Raw genomic sequence first — 15,966 nt, forward strand, 5'->3', positions numbered from 1 at the left:
CCGCCGAGGTGCGGCTGCGTGAGGCCCTCGAGGGCCGCCGGCGCGAGGAGTACCAGCTCGTCGCGCGCAACGGCCGTCACGGAGCGCTCCCCTTCGCCCCGGGCCCGGACACCTCCCGCGCCGGCCTCATGGCCGCGCTCGATGCGACGCTGGAGCGTCTTGGCACCGAGCACGTCGACCTGTGGCTCGTCGAAGGTGACGACGGCGTCACCCCGAGCGTCGAGGTCGCCTCGGCACTCGAGTGGGCCGTCACGACGGGCCGGGCGAGCGACGTCGGCCTGAGTGACGTGCCCGCCTGGCGCGCGGTCGACGTCAGTCACCTGCTCGCGGCGCGCGGCGTCCACCTCGTCGCGCACGCTGTGGAACATCACCTGCTGCGCGCCGACGCCACGGACGTCGTCGAAGCCGCCGCGGCGCGCGGCTACGGCGTCATCGCGGGCGCCGGGCTCGCGCGCGGCGTGCTGACGGGCAAGTACCGCCACGGCACGCCGGCCGATTCGCGTCGTGCCTCCGGCGATCTCGTGGCGAGCGGAGCCTCACGTGAGACGACGCGCGCCGTCGTCGAATCACTCGCGACGGCGGCCGACGGCCTCGGCGTCCACCCCGCCGAACTGGCCCTCGCCTGGTCGTTGCACGCGCCCGGCATCGACGCCGTCGTCGCGGGGTCTCGCACCGCGGCTCAACTGCGTGTCGCGCTGCGCGCCGGCGAGCTGAGTGTGCCGCGCGAGATCGTCGTGGCGCTCGACGAGGTCGCCGGCGCCTGACGGCGGGCGGCCTTGGTCGTCAGAACGCTCGGCCCCCGTGGCCGAGCGTTCGGCCCAATGGGGCGTTCGCCTCAGCCGCGGCCGCGCGCAGAGCGGTGCTTTTCGTCGCCGCTCGTCTCGTCGTCAGCATCGTCGAGGTCATCGTCGTCCTCGTCCTCGTCGTCGAAGTCGTCATCGAAATCGTCGTCGTCGAAGTCATCATCATCGAAATCGTCGTCGTCGAGCAGGACGAGCGGCGTCATCTCGTTGAACGCGTTGAGCAACGCGTCGTCGTAGGTCTCGAACGCGTCGGCCAGGGCGTCGGATGCCGCGATGACGGCGGGGTCGTCGTCACCGCGACGCGCTGAGCACGCCTCGAGGTGACGTTCGAAAGCGAGTGTGAGGGCTTCGAGGGCAGCGCGCGGGTCGGCGTTCATGTGGAAAACGCTACCCCGATCGCGCAAGAATGTGCAGATGGCCGAGTACGAATACCGCACGCTCACGTTCGCGCGTGACGCGAGCCGCAGCGACATCCGCCAGAGCCTCACCGACGAGGCCGAGTACGGGCACTGGGAGCTGGCCCGCACCCGCATCTACCTCGGTGGGGTCCGCCGCATCTGGTTGCGGCGCCGCATCATCCGCATGCGCCCGCAGGACAACGGCGGCTGGCTCTGATCAGCAGTCGGTGAGCAGACGCGCGAGCACCCGCTGCCCGAACTCGAGGCTTTCGACGGGCACGCGTTCGTCGATGCCGTGGAACATCGGCGCGAACAGCAGATCGGACGGCAGCCGCAACGGCGTGAAGCCGTAGCCGTTGATGCCGAGCTGCTTGAGTGCCTTGTTGTCGGTGCCCGCCGACAGGCAGTAGGGCAAGATCTCGCAGCCCGGGTCCTCGGTGCGCAGCGCGTCCTTCATCCGTTCTACGAGGTGGCCTTCGAACGGCGCGTCGAGCGCGATGTCGCGATGCAGCGTCTCGATCGTCACGTGTTCGCCGGCGAGTTCCGCGATGACGTCCATCAGCTCGTCCTCGTGCCCAGGCAGGAAGCGGCAGTCGACGTTGACCGACGCCGTCTGCGGGATGACGTTGTGCTTGTAGCCGGCGTCGAGCATCGTCGGGTTCGACACGTTCGCGAGGGCCCCCTCGACGAAGGTGCGCGCGCCGGGGATGTGCGCGAGCAGCGCGTCGGTGTCCTCGTCGGTGTAGGTCGTGCCCGTGATGTCCGCGAGACCGTCGAGCAGCTGGCGGACGCTCGCGACGTACTGGCGCGGCCAGACGTGGGCGTCGATGCGGCCGATCGCCGCGGCGAGGCGCGCGATGGCGTTCTCGTCGTTGGGGACGCTGCCGTGGCCGGCGCGGCCGTGGGCGGTGAGGCGGATCCAACGGATGCCCTTCTCCCCCGTCTGCAGCAGGTAGGCGCGCTGGTCGCCGCCGCCCTTCTTCGGCACGGTGACGGAGTAGCCGCCGACCTCGCTGATCGCCTCGGTGGCGCCCTCGAACAGTTCGGGACGGTGGTCGACGGCCCAGTGCGAACCCTTGACGCCGCCGGCCTCCTCATCGGCGAAGAACGCGACGACGAGGTCGCGCGGCGGAGTGACGCCGCGGCGGGCGAAGTCGCGGACGGTCGCGAGGATCATCGCGTCCATGTCCTTCATGTCGACGGCGCCGCGGCCCCAGACGCAGCCGTCCTCGACGTCGGCGGCGAACGGGTCGTGCGACCAATCGGCGGCGTCGGCTGGCACGACGTCGAGGTGGCCGTGGACGACGAGCGCGCCGCGTTCGCGGTCGGCCCCCGGGATGCGGACGACGACGTTCGCGCGCCCCGGCTCGCTCTCGAACAGTTCGGGTTCGAGGCCGACCTCCTGTAGCTGGCCCACGACGTACTCGGCCGCCTCACGCTCGCCGGGGCCCTCGGTGCCCGGGCCGTAGTTGCTCGTGTCGATGCGGATCAGATCGCGGCAGATGCGCAGGACGTCGGATTCGGAGGAGGTCTGAGAAGCCATGGCTCCACCTTTTCATTCCTGCGTGGGCAGCACGCAAGAACGCCCCGGTGGTATCTCACCGGGGCGTTCTCGTGAAGTGTGTCCGAGGGGGGACTTGAACCCCCACGTCCGATAAAGGACACTAGCACCTCAAGCTAGCGCGTCTGCCATTCCGCCACCCGGACAGGTGGTGTTTTCCGGCCGCTTTCGCGCCCTTCCAACGAGGAAGAACATTACCAGGCGTTCGCTTGGAGTGCACATCGGCTCGGCTCAGGCGTGGCCCGTCGGCTGCTCGCCGTCCTGCTCGGGGCGGTGCGGCAGACGGATCTGACGCTGCGGCTGCTGCTGGGTCTCGCGCGGAGCGTCGACCGGCTCGGGCTGCAGACCGGCGTCGGACCCGCTGGCGGGCCTCGTCTGCGCGCCGCGCGGCGCCTGCGGCATCGCCGATGCGCCGAGGGCGGGCACACCGTCGTCAGCGCCGGAAGGGTGCTGCGGGCGGGACGTCGAATCCTCCGCCTCGTTCGTTGCCTGGTCGACCTGGCCACGCGCGTTGGCGAGCGCGACCTGAGGGTCCTCGAGCTTCGTGTCGGCGAACGCGTTGTCGTCGTTCGTGCCGGGGTCGACCCATTCCTCGTCATCGTTGTCGCCCGGACGCCCGGCGTCGCCGCCGAGAGCGCTCGAGATGCCGCGCAGCGCGTCGGTGACCTCCGAGGGGATGACCCACATCTTGTTCGAATCGCCCTGCGCTAGCTGCGGCAGCGTCTGCAGGTACTGGTAGGCGAGCAGACGCTGCGTCGGCTTGCCGCGGTGGATGGCGTCGAACACCTGCTGGATGGCGCGCGCCTCACCCTGGGCCTTGAGGACGGCGGCCTGCGCCTCACCCTCGGCGCGCAGGATCTGGCTCTGCTTCTCACCCTCGGCCGTGAGGATCTGGCTCTGCTTGAAACCCTCGGCGTTCAGGATGGCTGCGCGGCGGTCACGCTCGGCGCGCATCTGCTTCTCCATCGAATCCTGCACCGACGCCGGCGGGTCGATCGCCTTGAGCTCCACACGATTCACGCGGATGCCCCAGCGGCCCGTCGCCTCGTCGAGCACGCCGCGCAGCTGCCCGTTGATCTGGTCACGCGAGGTGAGCGTCTGCTCGAGGTCGAGCGAACCGATGACGTTGCGCAGCGTCGTCACCGTCAGCTGCTCGATACCCTGGATGAAGTTCTCGATCTCGTAGACGGCCGACTTCGGATCCGTCACCGAGTAGTAGATGACGGTGTCGATGCTGACGACGAGGTTGTCGCTCGTGATGACGGGCTGCGGCGGGAACGTGACGACCTGCTCACGCAGATCGATGTTCGCGCGCACCCGGTCGATGAACGGCACGAGGATGTGCAGACCGTCCGTCAGCGTGCGGTTGTACGAGCCGAGACGCTCGACGATCTGAGCCGTCTGCTGCGGCACGATGCGGATCGTGCGCATGACGACGACGACCGCGAAGACCAGCAGCAGGATGACGACGATGAGTCCTGGGGACATGTTCCCTCCCTGTGGCCGGGCGAACCCGGCGTGATGCGCGGACGCTGGCGGGAGTGCTCGCTCAGCGCCGCTCGGTGGTGGTGGGGTCGACGAGCAGAGTCGCGCCCTGCAGGTCGATGACGTGGACGGGCGAACCGAGGGGCAGCGTCGTGCGCACGTCGGTGCGCGCGCTCCACAGGTCGCCGTGCACCTTGACGAGGCCCTGCGACTCGGAGACCGGCTCGACGACGAACCCCGTCTGACCGACGACCGAACGCGGCCCGATGTCGGTGTTGTCGCGCGTCGGGCGCAGACGGCGACGCAGCATCGGGCGCAGCGTGAACAACAACCCGACGGCGACGGCCACCGCGATCGGCGCACTGATGACGAAGTCCGCACCGAAGTACGACGCGATCGCGCCCGCGAGCGCGCCGAGCGCGAGCATGATGAACACGAAGTCGACCGTGACGGCCTCGACGGCGGCCATCGCGAGGGCGACGCCCAGCCACATCAGCCATGCACTGTTGTTCATGCTCGGTCCAGCTCCCCGCTTCGACGACTTCGTACCTGCAATCTACGTGGAACGCTCGTCCGGTTCGACCCGAGAACCTAACGATTACCTCACGGCGACGCGGCAGCGGCGTCGTCCCAGGCCGGCGGTTCGCCGGGCGTCAGCGCCGGATCGTCCACGGCGAAGGTACGCACCGGACCCTTCGGGGTGAGCGGGCCCTCGAACCGGACGGTGACGCGGCCACGCCCTGAACCCCACACCCAACCCGCGCCGAACTCGTCGTGATGCACGTCCATGCCGGGGCGCCACGACGGCGTCGTGCCGGGGCTGAAACGCGTCGTCAACTCCTGAGGCAGGGTCGACGGCGCCTCGTCGGCGTCGGGGTCAGCGTCGTCGCTGCTGGGGGTGGCGGCTGTCGACGACTCACCGACGGCCTCGGGAAAGGCCGGCGTGTCGACGGGAGCCTCGAGTTCGAACAGCCCCGACTGCGCGTGCGTGACGAAACCGCTGACGCCCACACCGATGAGACGCACACCCTGCGCGAGGTCGAGCCCGTCGAGCAGGCGCTGAGCCGTGCGGGCGATGACGTCGGCGTCACGGCTCGGGGTCGGTGATGTCGAGCTGCGCGTCAACGAACTGAAGTCAGGAAGGCGCACCTTGAGGTGCACGGTGCGCCCGAAGACTCCGGCCTTCTCGCAGCGAGCGGAGACGGCCTGCGCGATGCGCTCGATCTCGCGGCGCAGCACGGCGCGATCGTGGACGTCGCGTTCGAACGTCTCCTCGTGCGAGACGCTCTTCGCCTCGCGGGTGAGGGTGAGGTCCCGATCGTCGCGGGCGCGCGCCAGTTCGTGGAGGGAATGCCCGTGACGCTCACCGAAGATGCTGACGAGATCGACGTGCGTCATCGCGCGCAGCTGTTCGACCGTCTCGACACCGAAGGTGCGCAGCCGCGCCGCAGTCGCCGGGCCGACGCCGCTGATCGCGCGCACCGACATCGGCGCGAGGAACTCGAGCTCGCTGCCCGGTTCGACGACGGTGATGCCCGCCGGCTTGTTCAGGTCGGAGCCGATCTTCGCGAGCATCTTCGACGACGCCGCCCCCGCGCTGACGCTCAAACCGCCCGTTGCGTCGGCGACGTCACGGCGTAGGGTCTCGAGCACCTCGCGCACGTGCGCGGTGCTCGAGACCTCGAGGTCGGCGCCGCGCAGGTCGACGTACGCCTCATCGATCGAGACCTGCTCGACGAGCGGCGACAGCTCGCGCAGCACGGCCATGACGGCGAGCGACGACGCGCGGTACGCCTCGAACCGTGGCGAGAGGAACGCCGTGCCGGCCGGGCAGATGGCCCGTGCCTCGGCGGTGCTCATCGCACTGCGGGCGCCGAACGCTCGCGCCTCGTACGACGCCGTCGAGACGACGCCGCGCAGGCCGGTACCACCGACGATGACGGGGCGTCCACGTAGGCTCGGCTTGTCGCGCTGCTCGACCGAGGCGAAGAACGCGTCGAGGTCGACGTGGACGATGCTGGCGTCGTCTCTCACACCAGGTCGATGACCACCTTGACGTCGCCGTCGCGGCGCTCGAAGGCCTCGGCGAACTTCTCGAGCGGCACGCGTCGCGTGATGAGTCGCTCCAGCCAGGCGTTGTCGGCCTTCGCGAGCACCTCGGCCGCGCCCTGGTAGTGACGCAGGTTCGCGTTGACCGAGCCGACGACGACTCCGTTGTCGAGCACGAGGTCGCGGTTGATGTGGCCCAGGTCGACCTCTTGCTCCTTCGGCGCGGAGATGCCCGTCAGGCACACGATGCCGTAGGGCACGTTGTTGGCGAGCACGCCCGAGATGACGGGCACCGCGCCGGTGGCCTCGATGACGACGTCGGGGGCGATCTGCTGCATCTGTTCCACGACGTCGCCCGTGACGTAGGTGGCGCCGAGGTCGCGCACGAGCTCGGGCTTGAGACCGTCGGTGGGCCGGTCGAGGACGTAGACGTCGAGGCCCTTCTGGGCGCCGATGAGCGCGCCGAGCAGACCGATCGGCCCGGCACCGGTGACGAGTACCTTCTTCGGCGCGAACGTCGCGCGGGCGCCGATGCGCTCGACCTGCTCCCAGGCCTTCGTCACGACGGTCGTCGGCTCGAGCAGCACGCCGACCTTCTCCAGCGACGGGTCGAGCTTGACGGCGTGGTCGGCGGGGATGCTCCAGCGCTGCGAACCGAACCCGTGGATCTGCTTGATGCCGTGCTCGGTGTACTCGCCGTTGCGGCACATGTCCCACTCCCCCGCGGCGCACGCGACGCACGGCACGGTGTCGGGCATGCGGACGATGCCGACGACGAGGTCGCCCTCGGCGAAGTCGGAGCCCTCGGGAGCCTGCAGGACGCGCCCGAGCGACTCGTGGCCGAGGACGAGGCGCTCGGCGCCCTCGGGCGCCCAGCCGTAGGCACCGTCGGCGATCTCGTGGTCGGTGCCGCACACGCCGAGGGCGATGCCCTCGACGAGCAGGTCGCCGGGCCCGGGCGTCGGGTCGGGCATGTCGGTGACGGCGAGGGAATCCTTGCTCAGGGGCAGGACGGTGAGTGCGCGCATGACTCCAACTCTAGGCCCCGGGCAGGAGGTCATCCGACGCTTCGGTGGACCAGCAGCGGCAGGACGCAGACGGCGCCCGCCTCGCGTAGCGCGGCCGCGGCGACGGTGGGCTCCCACGTCGTCGACGAGGTGTCGACGACGAGCAGGACGCTCGCTCCCGCGACCTGCGGAGCGCTCCCGGCGAGGGCTTCGCGCCACGCGGTCGCCACCTCGGCGCCCGAGGCATCGCCGACGTTGGGCGGCACGACGTTCCACGTCGTGTGCGGCAGCTTGCCCGCGGCGCCGAGGTGCGCGGCCAGCGACTCGACCCGGGCGGTGCTGACCTCGCCCGAGCCGACCCGCGTCGGCAGCGCGACGATGCATGAGGGGCGCTGGCGCCACGTCTTCGACCAGGCCGCGAGCACGCGCACCGCGGATTCCTGCAGCGCCTGCGACGCCTCCTGCGTGCCCTGGGCGCGCCGATCCTCTCGCCGCTCGTCCTCCCACTCGGCTGCGTCGGCGTGGATGAGCACCCGCCCGGGGTCGGCGGCGAGGTTCGCGGGGATGCGCCCGCGGGTGCCGAACGCGCCACCGGGCCACATCTTGCGCGGTTCGAGGGTGATGGTCTCGGCGCGCAGCACCGCCGCGATGCGTTCGAGCGTCGCGGGGTTGATGTCCGTCGTCAGCGGCTCGGGCAGGTGGCCCAGGCAGACCGAGCACTGGCCGCAGTCGGCGGCCTCGGGGTCGTCGAGGGCCGTGCGCAGAAGCTTCATGAGGCACTGGGCGCCGGCGATGTAGCGGCGCATGATGTCGGCCTCGCGCTCCCGCGTCGCGATGACGCCCGCGTAGTGCTCCTCGTCGAAGCTCCACTCGACGCCGGTGGCACGCCAGCCGTCGGGGGTGCGCTCGACGACGCCGTCGACGGCGAGTTGCTTGAGCAGCAGCTCGACCCGGTTGCGTCGCAGGCCCGTCTCCGCGTCGAGGGCCACGACGCTCATCGGCTCGGCCGCGGCCTGCAGTGCGGTCAGGAGCGTCGCGACCTGCTCCTTCTTCGGGATCGTCGCCGTCGCGAAGTACTCCCAGATGTTCTCGTCGCCCGCGGCGGGCAGCAGCGCGACGACGGCAGAGTCGATGGCACGGCCCGCTCGCCCGATGTGCTGGTAGTACGACACCGGTGACGCCGGCGCGCCGAGGTGGACGACGAAACCGAGGTCGGGCTTGTCGTAGCCCATCCCGAGCGCTGACGTCGCGATCAGCGCCTTGACACGGTTGTGGCGCAGATCATCCTCGAGCTGTTCTCGCTGAGCCGCCTCGAGCTGACCGGTGTACGCAGCGACGGGCAGCTCGTCACCGTGCGCGGCCGTCACGGCCGCCGCGAGACGCTCGGCGTCCGCGACCGTCAGGGTGTAGACGATGCCACTGCCCGGCAGTGACGCGAGATGGTCGACGACCCACGCGTAGCGCTGCAACGCCGTCATCTCCGGCAGCACCGCGAGGTGCAGCGACGAGCGGGCGAGCGGCCCCCGCAGCACGAGGGAGGCCTCCCCCAGCTGCTGCGCCAGATCCTCGGTGACGCGCTCGTTGGCCGTCGCCGTCGTCGCGAGCACGGGTGTCGCCGGGTTGAGCGTCGTCAGGACGTCGGCGACGCGGCGGTAGTCGGGGCGGAAGTCGTGCCCCCAGTCGGACAGGGCGTGCGCCTCGTCGATGACGAGCAGCCCCAAATCACCCGCGAGCGAACGCATGACGCGTTCACCGAACGTCGGGTTCGCGAGGCGCTCTGGCGAGACGAGCAGCACGTCGAGCTGCCCGGCCGTCACGGCCTGCTCGATGGCGCCCCAGGCGTCGAGGTTGCCGGAGTGGATCGCAGCGGCCCGCAACCCCGCACGCTCGGCGGCGGCCACCTGGTCGCGCATGAGGCTGAGCAGTGGTGAGACGACCAGCGTCGGGCCCGCGCCGCGGCTGCGGGCGATCGCCGTCGCCACCCAGTAGACGGCCGACTTGCCCCACCCCGTCGCCTGGACGACGACGACGCGCGCGCCCGGCCGACCGAGCGCCTCGACCGCGACGCGCTGATCGTCGCGCAGGCGAGCGTCCGGCCCGGCCAGGGCGTGCAGCACGGAGGAGGCGACGGCGTCGAAGCCGGTGTCGTGTTCAGCGTTCATGGGACGAACTGTGGCACGAGACACCGACAACCCCAGAACGACGCGGATTCAGCCCTGCGACGAGGACGCCGCCGCAGCCTTCTCGGCACGCTTGCGACGCCGCTCGGCGGCGATGCGGGCGTCGTCGGCCTCGGCCTCCTCGAGCGTCGGCGCGGTGCCACCCATGGAGGCGGGCAGGAACTCGAGGTCGGCGCCGCTCAGCGTCGGGTAATTCGCGCGTGCCGCGTCGAGCAGCTTCTGCATCGCGTCCTTGACGCGCTGCGTGTTCTCCTCGGGGCTGAGCGTCTCGTCGTACGTCATCGGCTCACCGACGGCGACGGTGATCGGCGTGTTCGTGCGCCCGAGACGCTTCGGCTTGCCCTTCGTCCACACACGCTGCGAACCCCACAGGATCATCGGCACGATCGGCACCCCGGCCTCCTGCGCCATGCGCACGCCGCCGGTCTTGAAGGACTTGAGCTCGAATGAGCGGGAGATCGTCTCCTCCGGGAAGATGCCGACGAGCTCGCCGCGCTTCAGGGCAGCGACGGCGTCGCGGTAGCTCTGCGCGCCGTTGCCGCGCTCGACGGCGATGTGCTTCATGCCGCGCATGAGCGGGCCCGAGATCTTGTGGTCGAAGACCTCCTTCTTCGCCATGAATCGGATGACGCGGCGCTGCTTGATCGCCGGGAAGCCCGCGTACGTGAAGTCCATGTACGACAAGTGGTTCATCATGACGACGGCGCCACCGGAGCGCGGCAGGTTCTCGGAGCCGACGAGGGTGAACTTGAGCCCCTGCGCGGCGAAGAGGCTGCGCGCAATGGCGAGAACGGGAGGGTAGACGAGTTCCATGTCCACCAGCCTAATCCCGCTAGGCTGACGCGGTGCTGCAACAGATCGAGGCGACGCGCTTCGTCGTCCCCCTGCGTGAGGGCGGCTCGCTGCCCGGCGTCGTCGAGGGTTCCGACCTCGGCACGTGGGTCGTCAAGTTCCGCGGAGCCGGCCAGGGGCTCAAGGTGCTCGTCGCCGAGGTCGTCGTCGGCGAACTCGCCCGTGCGCTCGGCCTGCGGGTGCCCGAGCTCGAGCTCGTCGAGCTGCCGGAGGCCATCGCGAAGTACGAGGCCGACGAGGAGGTGCAAGATCTGCTGACGGCGAGCGTCGGGCTCAACCTCGGCGTCGACCTGCTGCCGGGCGCCTTCGCCTATGACGGCTCCATCCCGCCGCCCGCCGACGAGGCCGCCACGATCCTGTGGCTCGATGCGTTCACCGCGAACATCGACCGCACCCCGCACAACCCGAACCTCGTGCGCTGGCACGGGCAGACGTGGTGCATCGACCACGGTGCGGCGCTGTACTTCCACTACTCGTGGCCGTCGAAGGGCTCCCACCCGGAGCGTTTCGCGGCGCAGCGCTTCGATCTGGGCTCCCACATCATGGCCGGGGTGGTCGACCCCTCGCCCGCGGCCGCAGCGGCCGCACACGAGCGTCTTGCTGCGCTCGTCACCCCTGGCCTGTTGCGCGAGATCCTGACGCTCGTGCCCGACGAATGGCTCGAGACGAGTGAGTCGATGCCGCACGCCGACGACGTGCGCGCCGCCTACGTCGAGAACCTGCTCGCGCGCCTCGCCGCCCCGCAAGCATGGTCGCCGGCGTTCGCGGGTGAGATGCGATGAGCGTCGGCTACCAGTACGTCGTGCTGCGTCTCGTGCCGTCGATCGAGCGCGAGGAGTTCCTCAACGTCGGCGTCGCGCTCTACGCGCAGATGGCCGATTTCCTCGACGCCCGTTTCCACCTCGACGCAGCCCGCCTCGCCGCGTTCGCTCCGACGCTCGCCGCCGGAGACGTCGAGCAGTCGCTCGCCTCGCTGTGCGCCGATGTGCGCGGCGAGCCGTGCCCCGGGCGCCCTGACCTGCCGAAGCTGGGGCAACGCTTCGGCTGGATCAGCGCGCCGCGTTCGACGATCGTCCAGCCGGGCCCGATGCACGGCGGGGTCAGCAACGACCCGGGCGCCACCCTCGAACGTCTCGTCGGCCGGCTCGTGCGCTGAGCTGGCTCAGGCCCATACCCGCTCAATCCTGGTGCGCGGTCGGTAGGGTCGAACCATGAGCATCGAACGAGCCACTGCGCCCAACCCCTACGACCACCTGCCGGTGTTCCCGGCCCTCACCGTCACGAGCACGAGCTTCAGCGACGGCGGCGACCTCACCGAGGCGTATGTCTACGACGGCTGGGGCGTGAACGGGCAGAACGTCTCGCCGCAGCTGTCGTGGAGCGGTGCGCCGGAGACGACGACGTCGTACGTCGTCACCTGCTTCGACCCTGATGCGCCGACCCCGTCGGGCTTCTGGCACTGGGCGATCGCAGGCATCCCGGCGGACGTCACCGAACTCGCCGAGGGCGCCGGATCGGGTGACGCCGCGTTGCCCGAGGGCGCCTTCCACGTCGCCGGTGATGGCGGCGTCAAGGGCTGGATGGGGCCGTGCCCGCCCGGAGGTGACGGCAAGCACCGATACATGTTCGCGGTCCACGCGATCGAGGGTGACCCTCTCGCGATCGACGACTCGGTCACGCCCGCCGTCCTCAGCTTCAACGCCGTCTTCCAGACCGTCGCACGCGGCGTCACGACGGGCCTGTACGGTCACTGATCGTCCCGGCCACTGATCTCAGCGGCTGCCAGCCGACACAGCACGAGGCCCCGATGCCCACGAGTGGATGCTCGTCGACGTCGGGGCCTCGGCGCGCCCCGTCACACGCGTAGCGTGTACATCGCGACGGCGCTGGCGGCCGCGACGTTGAGCGAGTCGACGCCACCTGCCATTGGGATGCGGACGGTGACGTCGCACGCGGCGACCGTTCGCGTTCCGAGGCCGTCGCCCTCGGTGCCCATGACGAGCGCGAGGCGTTCGGGCTCACGCGCCGCGAGTTCGTCGAGCGTTACGGAATCGTCAGCCAGCGCCATCGCGGCGACCGTCCATCCGGCCTCCTGAAGTCGCGTCACCGAGCCGGGCCACGGGTCGATGCGCGTCCACGGCACCTGGAACACGGTGCCCATCGACACGCGCACCGAGCGGCGGTACAGCGGATCTGCGCAGCGCGGGGTGACGAGGACGGCGTCGACGCCGAGCGCCGCGGCCGATCGGAAGATGGCACCGACGTTCGTGTGATCGACGATGTCCTCGAGCACGACGACGCGCCGCGCGTCACGCAGCAGTTCTTCGGGCAAGGCCAGCGCGGGGCGGTTCATCGACGCGAGAGCCCCGCGGTGCAGATGGAAACCCGTCATCGACTCGATGACGTCGGCCTCCCCCACGTACACGGGGACGTCGGCGGCCTCGGCGTCCGCGACGATGTCGGCGAGGTCGTCGAGCCAGCGCTGGCCCATGAGGAAGCTGCGGGGACGGTCGCCGCGCGCGAGGGCGCGGCGGATGACCTTCTCGCTCTCGGCGATGTAGAGGCCGCGCTCGGTTTCGAGCTTCTTGCGCAGCGCGACGTCGGTGAGGCGGAAGTAGTCGGCGACGCGGTCGTCGTCGGGTGAGGTGATGCGGATCGGCACCGGCGATCAGGCCTGCGCGGCGCGGGCGCTCCAGCGCTCACCGTGACGATCGAGCTCGAGCGCGAGACCGAACGTCTCCGAGAGGTTCTCGGCCGTCAGTGTCGACTCGATCGGGCCGGCGGCGACGACGCGGCCCTCGCGCAGCATGAGGATGTCGGTGAAGCCCGGCGGGATCTCCTCGACGTGGTGGGTGACGAGCACGAGCGCCGGTGCGTCGACGTCCTCGGCGAGCGCGGTGAGGCGCTGCACGAGGTCTTCGCGGGCACCGAGGTCGAGCCCGGCGGCGGGCTCGTCGAGCAGCATGAGCTCGGGGTCGGTCATGAGGGCGCGGGCGATGAGGACGCGCTTGCGCTCCCCCTCGCTCAGCGTGCCGAAGCGACGCTCGGCGAGGTGCGCGGCGCCGAGTTCGTCGAGCAGTTCGCGTGCGCGTTCGTGGTCGAAGCTGTCGTACTTCTCACGCCAGCGTCCCACCATGCCGTAGCTCGCGGTGACGACGACGTCGGAGACCTTCTCACCGGCGGGGATGCGCTCGGCGAGGGCCGCCGTCGCGAGGCCGATGCGGGGGCGAAGCTCGAACACGTCGACGGCGCCGAGCACTTCGCCGAGGATGCCGGCGACGCCCGTCGAGGGATGCATGCGACCGGCGGCGACGTTGAGCAGTGTCGACTTGCCGGCGCCGTTGGGGCCGACGACGACCCAGCGCTCGCCTTCCTCCACCTCCCACGAGACGTCGTCGAGCAGCTTCTGCGCGCCGCGCGTGACACCGATCCCGGAGAAGGACAACACATCGCTCATACCCGTGACCCTACTGACTCGACGGGGTCGAATGCCACGCGACACGGCACGGATGACGTCGTGGACGCGCCTGGCGCCCAACCGACACGGGTGTAAGCTACAACTTGTATCTATGTTGCGTCGAACGCTTACCACCGTGGGCAGCAGATCGACCACCCGAACGAGGAGCGAGCATGAGCGAGCCGAAGATCTCCGCGGCCGACGCGGTCTACCGCGAGGTGAAGGGCCGCATCCTCGACGGCTCGATCGCCGGTGGTGCCCTCATCAGCGAGGGTGAGATCTCGGAACTGCTCGACGTCTCCCGCACCCCCGTGCGCGAGGCGTTCGTCCGGCTGCAGGCCGAGGGGTGGATGACGCTGTACCCCAAGCGCGGCGCGCTCGTGCGCGCCGTCGAACCGCGCGAGGTGCGTGACGTCGTCGAGGCGCGCATCGCGGTGGAGTCGCGTGCGGCGCGCAGCGTCGTCGAGGCGCAGGAGCACCGCGACGTCGCCATCGATCTCGGCGAGATCCTGCGCCGGCAGCGCCAGAGCCTCGAAACCGGCGACCACGACGACTTCACCGAGACCGACTGCGTGTTCCACACCCACCTCGTCGCGGCCGGTGGCAACGCCATCCTCACCGAGTTCTACGAGCGTCTCGGGGAACGTCAGCGCCGCATGGCCGCGCGCATCCTGTGGAAGGACGATCGCCGCTGCCGCGACGTCCTCACCGCCCACGCCCGTCTCGTCGACCTCGTCGCCGCGGGCGACGCGACCGGTTTCGAGCAGGAGCTGACGGCGCACCTGCACCACTCCTACGACGGGCTGCTCCCCTGAGCCTCTCGCCCACCCGAGTTCACCCCACTCACCCACACCCGACGAAAGGCCCCCGCGTGTCACTCGACACCCCGACCCGCACCACCAGCCACGAACGCGTCACGACGAGCGTCGACTCCCCCGAGCGCGCCGGCGCCGGGGGCGCGCGGGCCGCCTGGCTGCCGGTCGGGGCGGCGATGTTCACCGTCGCGTGGGGTGGCAACCAGTTCACGCCGCTGCTCGGGCTCTACCGTGACATCGACGCGCTCTCGACGGGCGCCGTCGACCTGCTGCTCGGTGCGTACGTGCTCGGCATCATGCCAGCGCTGCTGCTCGGCGGGCCGGCCTCCGACCGCTGGGGCCGTCGCCCGCTCATGCTGCCCGCGCCGATCCTCGCGATCATCGCGTCGGTGCTGCTCGCCGTCGGCTCCGGGTCGCCGGCCGTGCTCTTCGTCGGCCGCATCTTCTCCGGCCTGGCGCTCGGGCTCGCCATGGTTGTCGGCGGCTCGTGGATCAAAGAACTGTCGAGCCCGCCGTTCGACGCCGAGGCCGACGCCGCCGCGGGCGCGCGTCGCGCCTCCATCAGCCTGACGGCCGGATTCGCGCTCGGCGCCGCTACCGCCGCGGCGCTTGCCCAGTTCGCGCCGCTGCCCGCGGAGCTGTGCTACCTCGTCCACCTCGTCATCACGGCGGCGAGCTTCGTGCTCCTGACGCGCGCCCCCGAGACGCATGCCGCCCAAGAGATGCCGGGACGCTTCCTCGACGATCTGCGCGTGCCCGCTGCGGGCCACCGTCGCTTCCTGTTCGTCGTCCTACCGATGGCGCCGTGGGTGTTCGGCTGCGCGGGATGCGCCTATGCCGTGCTGCCCGCCGTCATGGGTGATCGCACCGGCTCGTTCGGCATCGCCTTCTCGGGCCTGCTGTGCCTCGTCGCGCTCGGCTGCGGGCTGTTCATCCAGCAGGTCGGCAAGCGCTTCGACGACGTCAGCTCCGCGCGCGCCATCATCATCGCCCTGACGATGACGCTGCCCGGCCTCGGCATCGCCGCACTTGCAGCGCGCCTCGTCAGCCCGTGGCTCGCGCTCGTCGCGGCCGCCGTCCTCGGTCTCGCCTACGGCATGCTGCTCGTCTCCGGCCTGCAGGAGGTGCAGCGCATCGCCGGTCCCGAGGACCTCGCGGGACTGACGGCTGTCTACTATTCGATCACCTACCTCGGCTTCTTCGTGCCCGCCGCGCTCGCCGTCGTCAGCCACTGGCTGAGCTACCCTGTGATGTTCATCGGTGGCGTCGTGCTCGCCGCGCTGAGCCTCGGTGTCGTCCTGATGTTCTCGCGCAAGCACCTTCCGTCGGCTCTGGCGCACTGACCTGTCGCCACTAGGC

General features: G+C 70.5%; 17 protein-coding genes and 1 tRNA gene. 7 read left to right on the forward strand and 11 right to left on the reverse strand.

Annotated elements, in window-relative coordinates:
* Positions 1 to 764: aldo/keto reductase (locus tag HMPREF0321_RS07045; RefSeq protein ID WP_050786514.1), on the forward strand; the 764-nt coding region annotated here is incomplete at its 5' end.
* A 71-nt stretch (positions 765 to 835) separates the two neighbouring features.
* On the opposite strand, the gene HMPREF0321_RS16450 is transcribed toward HMPREF0321_RS07045, so the two are convergent.
* Positions 836 to 1,180 carry a hypothetical protein gene (locus tag HMPREF0321_RS16450; protein WP_006945469.1) on the reverse strand — a complete coding sequence of 115 codons (345 nt, stop codon included), beginning with the start codon at positions 1,178 to 1,180 and terminating at the stop codon, positions 836 to 838.
* A gap of 37 nt (positions 1,181 to 1,217) precedes the next feature.
* On the opposite strand from HMPREF0321_RS16450, the gene HMPREF0321_RS07055 reads away from it, so the two are divergent.
* Positions 1,218 to 1,418 (forward strand): DUF5703 family protein, encoded by a 201-nt coding sequence (locus tag HMPREF0321_RS07055; RefSeq protein WP_038568187.1) that lies wholly within the window; start codon positions 1,218 to 1,220, stop codon positions 1,416 to 1,418.
* Here HMPREF0321_RS07055 and HMPREF0321_RS07060 read toward each other — a convergent pair whose 3' ends face one another.
* From HMPREF0321_RS07060 to HMPREF0321_RS07095, 8 genes are all read right to left on the reverse strand, one after another.
* Positions 1,419 to 2,744: a M20/M25/M40 family metallo-hydrolase gene (locus tag HMPREF0321_RS07060; RefSeq protein WP_006945438.1), complete on the reverse strand. Its 1,326-nt coding sequence runs from the start codon at positions 2,742 to 2,744 to the stop codon at positions 1,419 to 1,421.
* A 79-nt stretch (positions 2,745 to 2,823) separates the two neighbouring features.
* Positions 2,824 to 2,908: transfer RNA gene (locus HMPREF0321_RS07065), tRNA-Leu, on the reverse strand.
* 85 nt (positions 2,909 to 2,993) lie between these two features.
* The gene (locus HMPREF0321_RS07070) at positions 2,994 to 4,250 is read right to left on the reverse strand and encodes an SPFH domain-containing protein (RefSeq protein ID WP_006945464.1); all 1,257 of its coding nucleotides are present in this window, start codon (positions 4,248 to 4,250) and stop codon (positions 2,994 to 2,996) included.
* 61 nt (positions 4,251 to 4,311) lie between these two features.
* Entirely contained in the window at positions 4,312 to 4,761 is a 450-nt protein-coding gene (locus HMPREF0321_RS07075; RefSeq protein ID WP_006945462.1) for an NfeD family protein, read from the reverse strand.
* Positions 4,762 to 4,850: 89 nt separating this feature from the next.
* Positions 4,851 to 6,281, reverse strand: a complete 1,431-nt coding sequence (locus HMPREF0321_RS07080) for a DNA polymerase IV (RefSeq protein WP_006945471.1) — start codon at positions 6,279 to 6,281, stop codon at positions 4,851 to 4,853.
* Positions 6,278 to 7,324, reverse strand: a complete 1,047-nt coding sequence (locus HMPREF0321_RS07085) for a glucose 1-dehydrogenase (protein ID WP_006945434.1) — start codon at positions 7,322 to 7,324, stop codon at positions 6,278 to 6,280. Before HMPREF0321_RS07085 ends, HMPREF0321_RS07080 begins: the two co-directional genes overlap by 4 nt.
* Positions 7,325 to 7,353: 29 nt before the next feature.
* Positions 7,354 to 9,465, reverse strand: coding sequence for an ATP-dependent DNA helicase RecQ (locus HMPREF0321_RS07090; RefSeq protein ID WP_006945432.1), 2,112 nt, complete (start codon positions 9,463 to 9,465; stop codon positions 7,354 to 7,356).
* 48 nt (positions 9,466 to 9,513) lie between these two features.
* The gene (locus tag HMPREF0321_RS07095; RefSeq protein ID WP_040014654.1) at positions 9,514 to 10,296 is read right to left on the reverse strand and encodes a 1-acyl-sn-glycerol-3-phosphate acyltransferase; all 783 of its coding nucleotides are present in this window, start codon (positions 10,294 to 10,296) and stop codon (positions 9,514 to 9,516) included.
* 32 nt (positions 10,297 to 10,328) lie between these two features.
* On the opposite strand from HMPREF0321_RS07095, the gene HMPREF0321_RS07100 reads away from it, so the two are divergent.
* Genes HMPREF0321_RS07100 through HMPREF0321_RS07110 form a run of 3 tightly spaced genes read left to right on the forward strand, consistent with a single transcriptional unit; the run spans position 10,329 to position 12,089 of the window.
* Positions 10,329 to 11,117 (forward strand): HipA family kinase, encoded by a 789-nt coding sequence (locus tag HMPREF0321_RS07100; protein ID WP_006945433.1) that lies wholly within the window; start codon positions 10,329 to 10,331, stop codon positions 11,115 to 11,117.
* On the forward strand, positions 11,114 to 11,491 hold the full coding sequence (locus HMPREF0321_RS07105) for a DUF3037 domain-containing protein (RefSeq protein ID WP_006945422.1): 378 nt from the start codon (positions 11,114 to 11,116) through the stop codon (positions 11,489 to 11,491). Before HMPREF0321_RS07100 ends, HMPREF0321_RS07105 begins: the two co-directional genes overlap by 4 nt.
* A gap of 55 nt (positions 11,492 to 11,546) precedes the next feature.
* Positions 11,547 to 12,089 (forward strand): YbhB/YbcL family Raf kinase inhibitor-like protein, encoded by a 543-nt coding sequence (locus HMPREF0321_RS07110; RefSeq protein WP_006945378.1) that lies wholly within the window; start codon positions 11,547 to 11,549, stop codon positions 12,087 to 12,089.
* A gap of 101 nt (positions 12,090 to 12,190) precedes the next feature.
* On the opposite strand, the gene HMPREF0321_RS07115 is transcribed toward HMPREF0321_RS07110, so the two are convergent.
* Together HMPREF0321_RS07115 and HMPREF0321_RS07120 are read right to left on the reverse strand one after the other, a co-directional pair.
* A complete protein-coding gene (locus HMPREF0321_RS07115) occupies positions 12,191 to 12,997 on the reverse strand; it encodes an RNA methyltransferase (protein ID WP_006945348.1) in 807 nt (268 codons plus the stop codon).
* Positions 12,998 to 13,003: 6 nt separating this feature from the next.
* Positions 13,004 to 13,792 (reverse strand): ABC transporter ATP-binding protein, encoded by a 789-nt coding sequence (locus tag HMPREF0321_RS07120; RefSeq protein WP_040014655.1) that lies wholly within the window; start codon positions 13,790 to 13,792, stop codon positions 13,004 to 13,006.
* 173 nt (positions 13,793 to 13,965) lie between these two features.
* Here HMPREF0321_RS07120 and HMPREF0321_RS07125 point away from each other — a divergent pair, with 173 nt between their 5' ends.
* Together HMPREF0321_RS07125 and HMPREF0321_RS07130 are read left to right on the forward strand one after the other, a co-directional pair.
* Positions 13,966 to 14,607, forward strand: a complete 642-nt coding sequence (locus HMPREF0321_RS07125) for a GntR family transcriptional regulator (RefSeq protein ID WP_006945364.1) — start codon at positions 13,966 to 13,968, stop codon at positions 14,605 to 14,607.
* A 56-nt stretch (positions 14,608 to 14,663) separates the two neighbouring features.
* Entirely contained in the window at positions 14,664 to 15,950 is a 1,287-nt protein-coding gene (locus HMPREF0321_RS07130) for an MFS transporter (protein ID WP_006945424.1), read from the forward strand.
* Positions 15,951 to 15,966 lie beyond the last annotated feature (16 nt).

The sequence above is a fragment of the Dermacoccus sp. Ellin185 genome, from assembly GCF_000152185.1.
In the GTDB taxonomy this organism is placed as follows: domain Bacteria; phylum Actinomycetota; class Actinomycetes; order Actinomycetales; family Dermatophilaceae; genus Dermacoccus; species Dermacoccus nishinomiyaensis.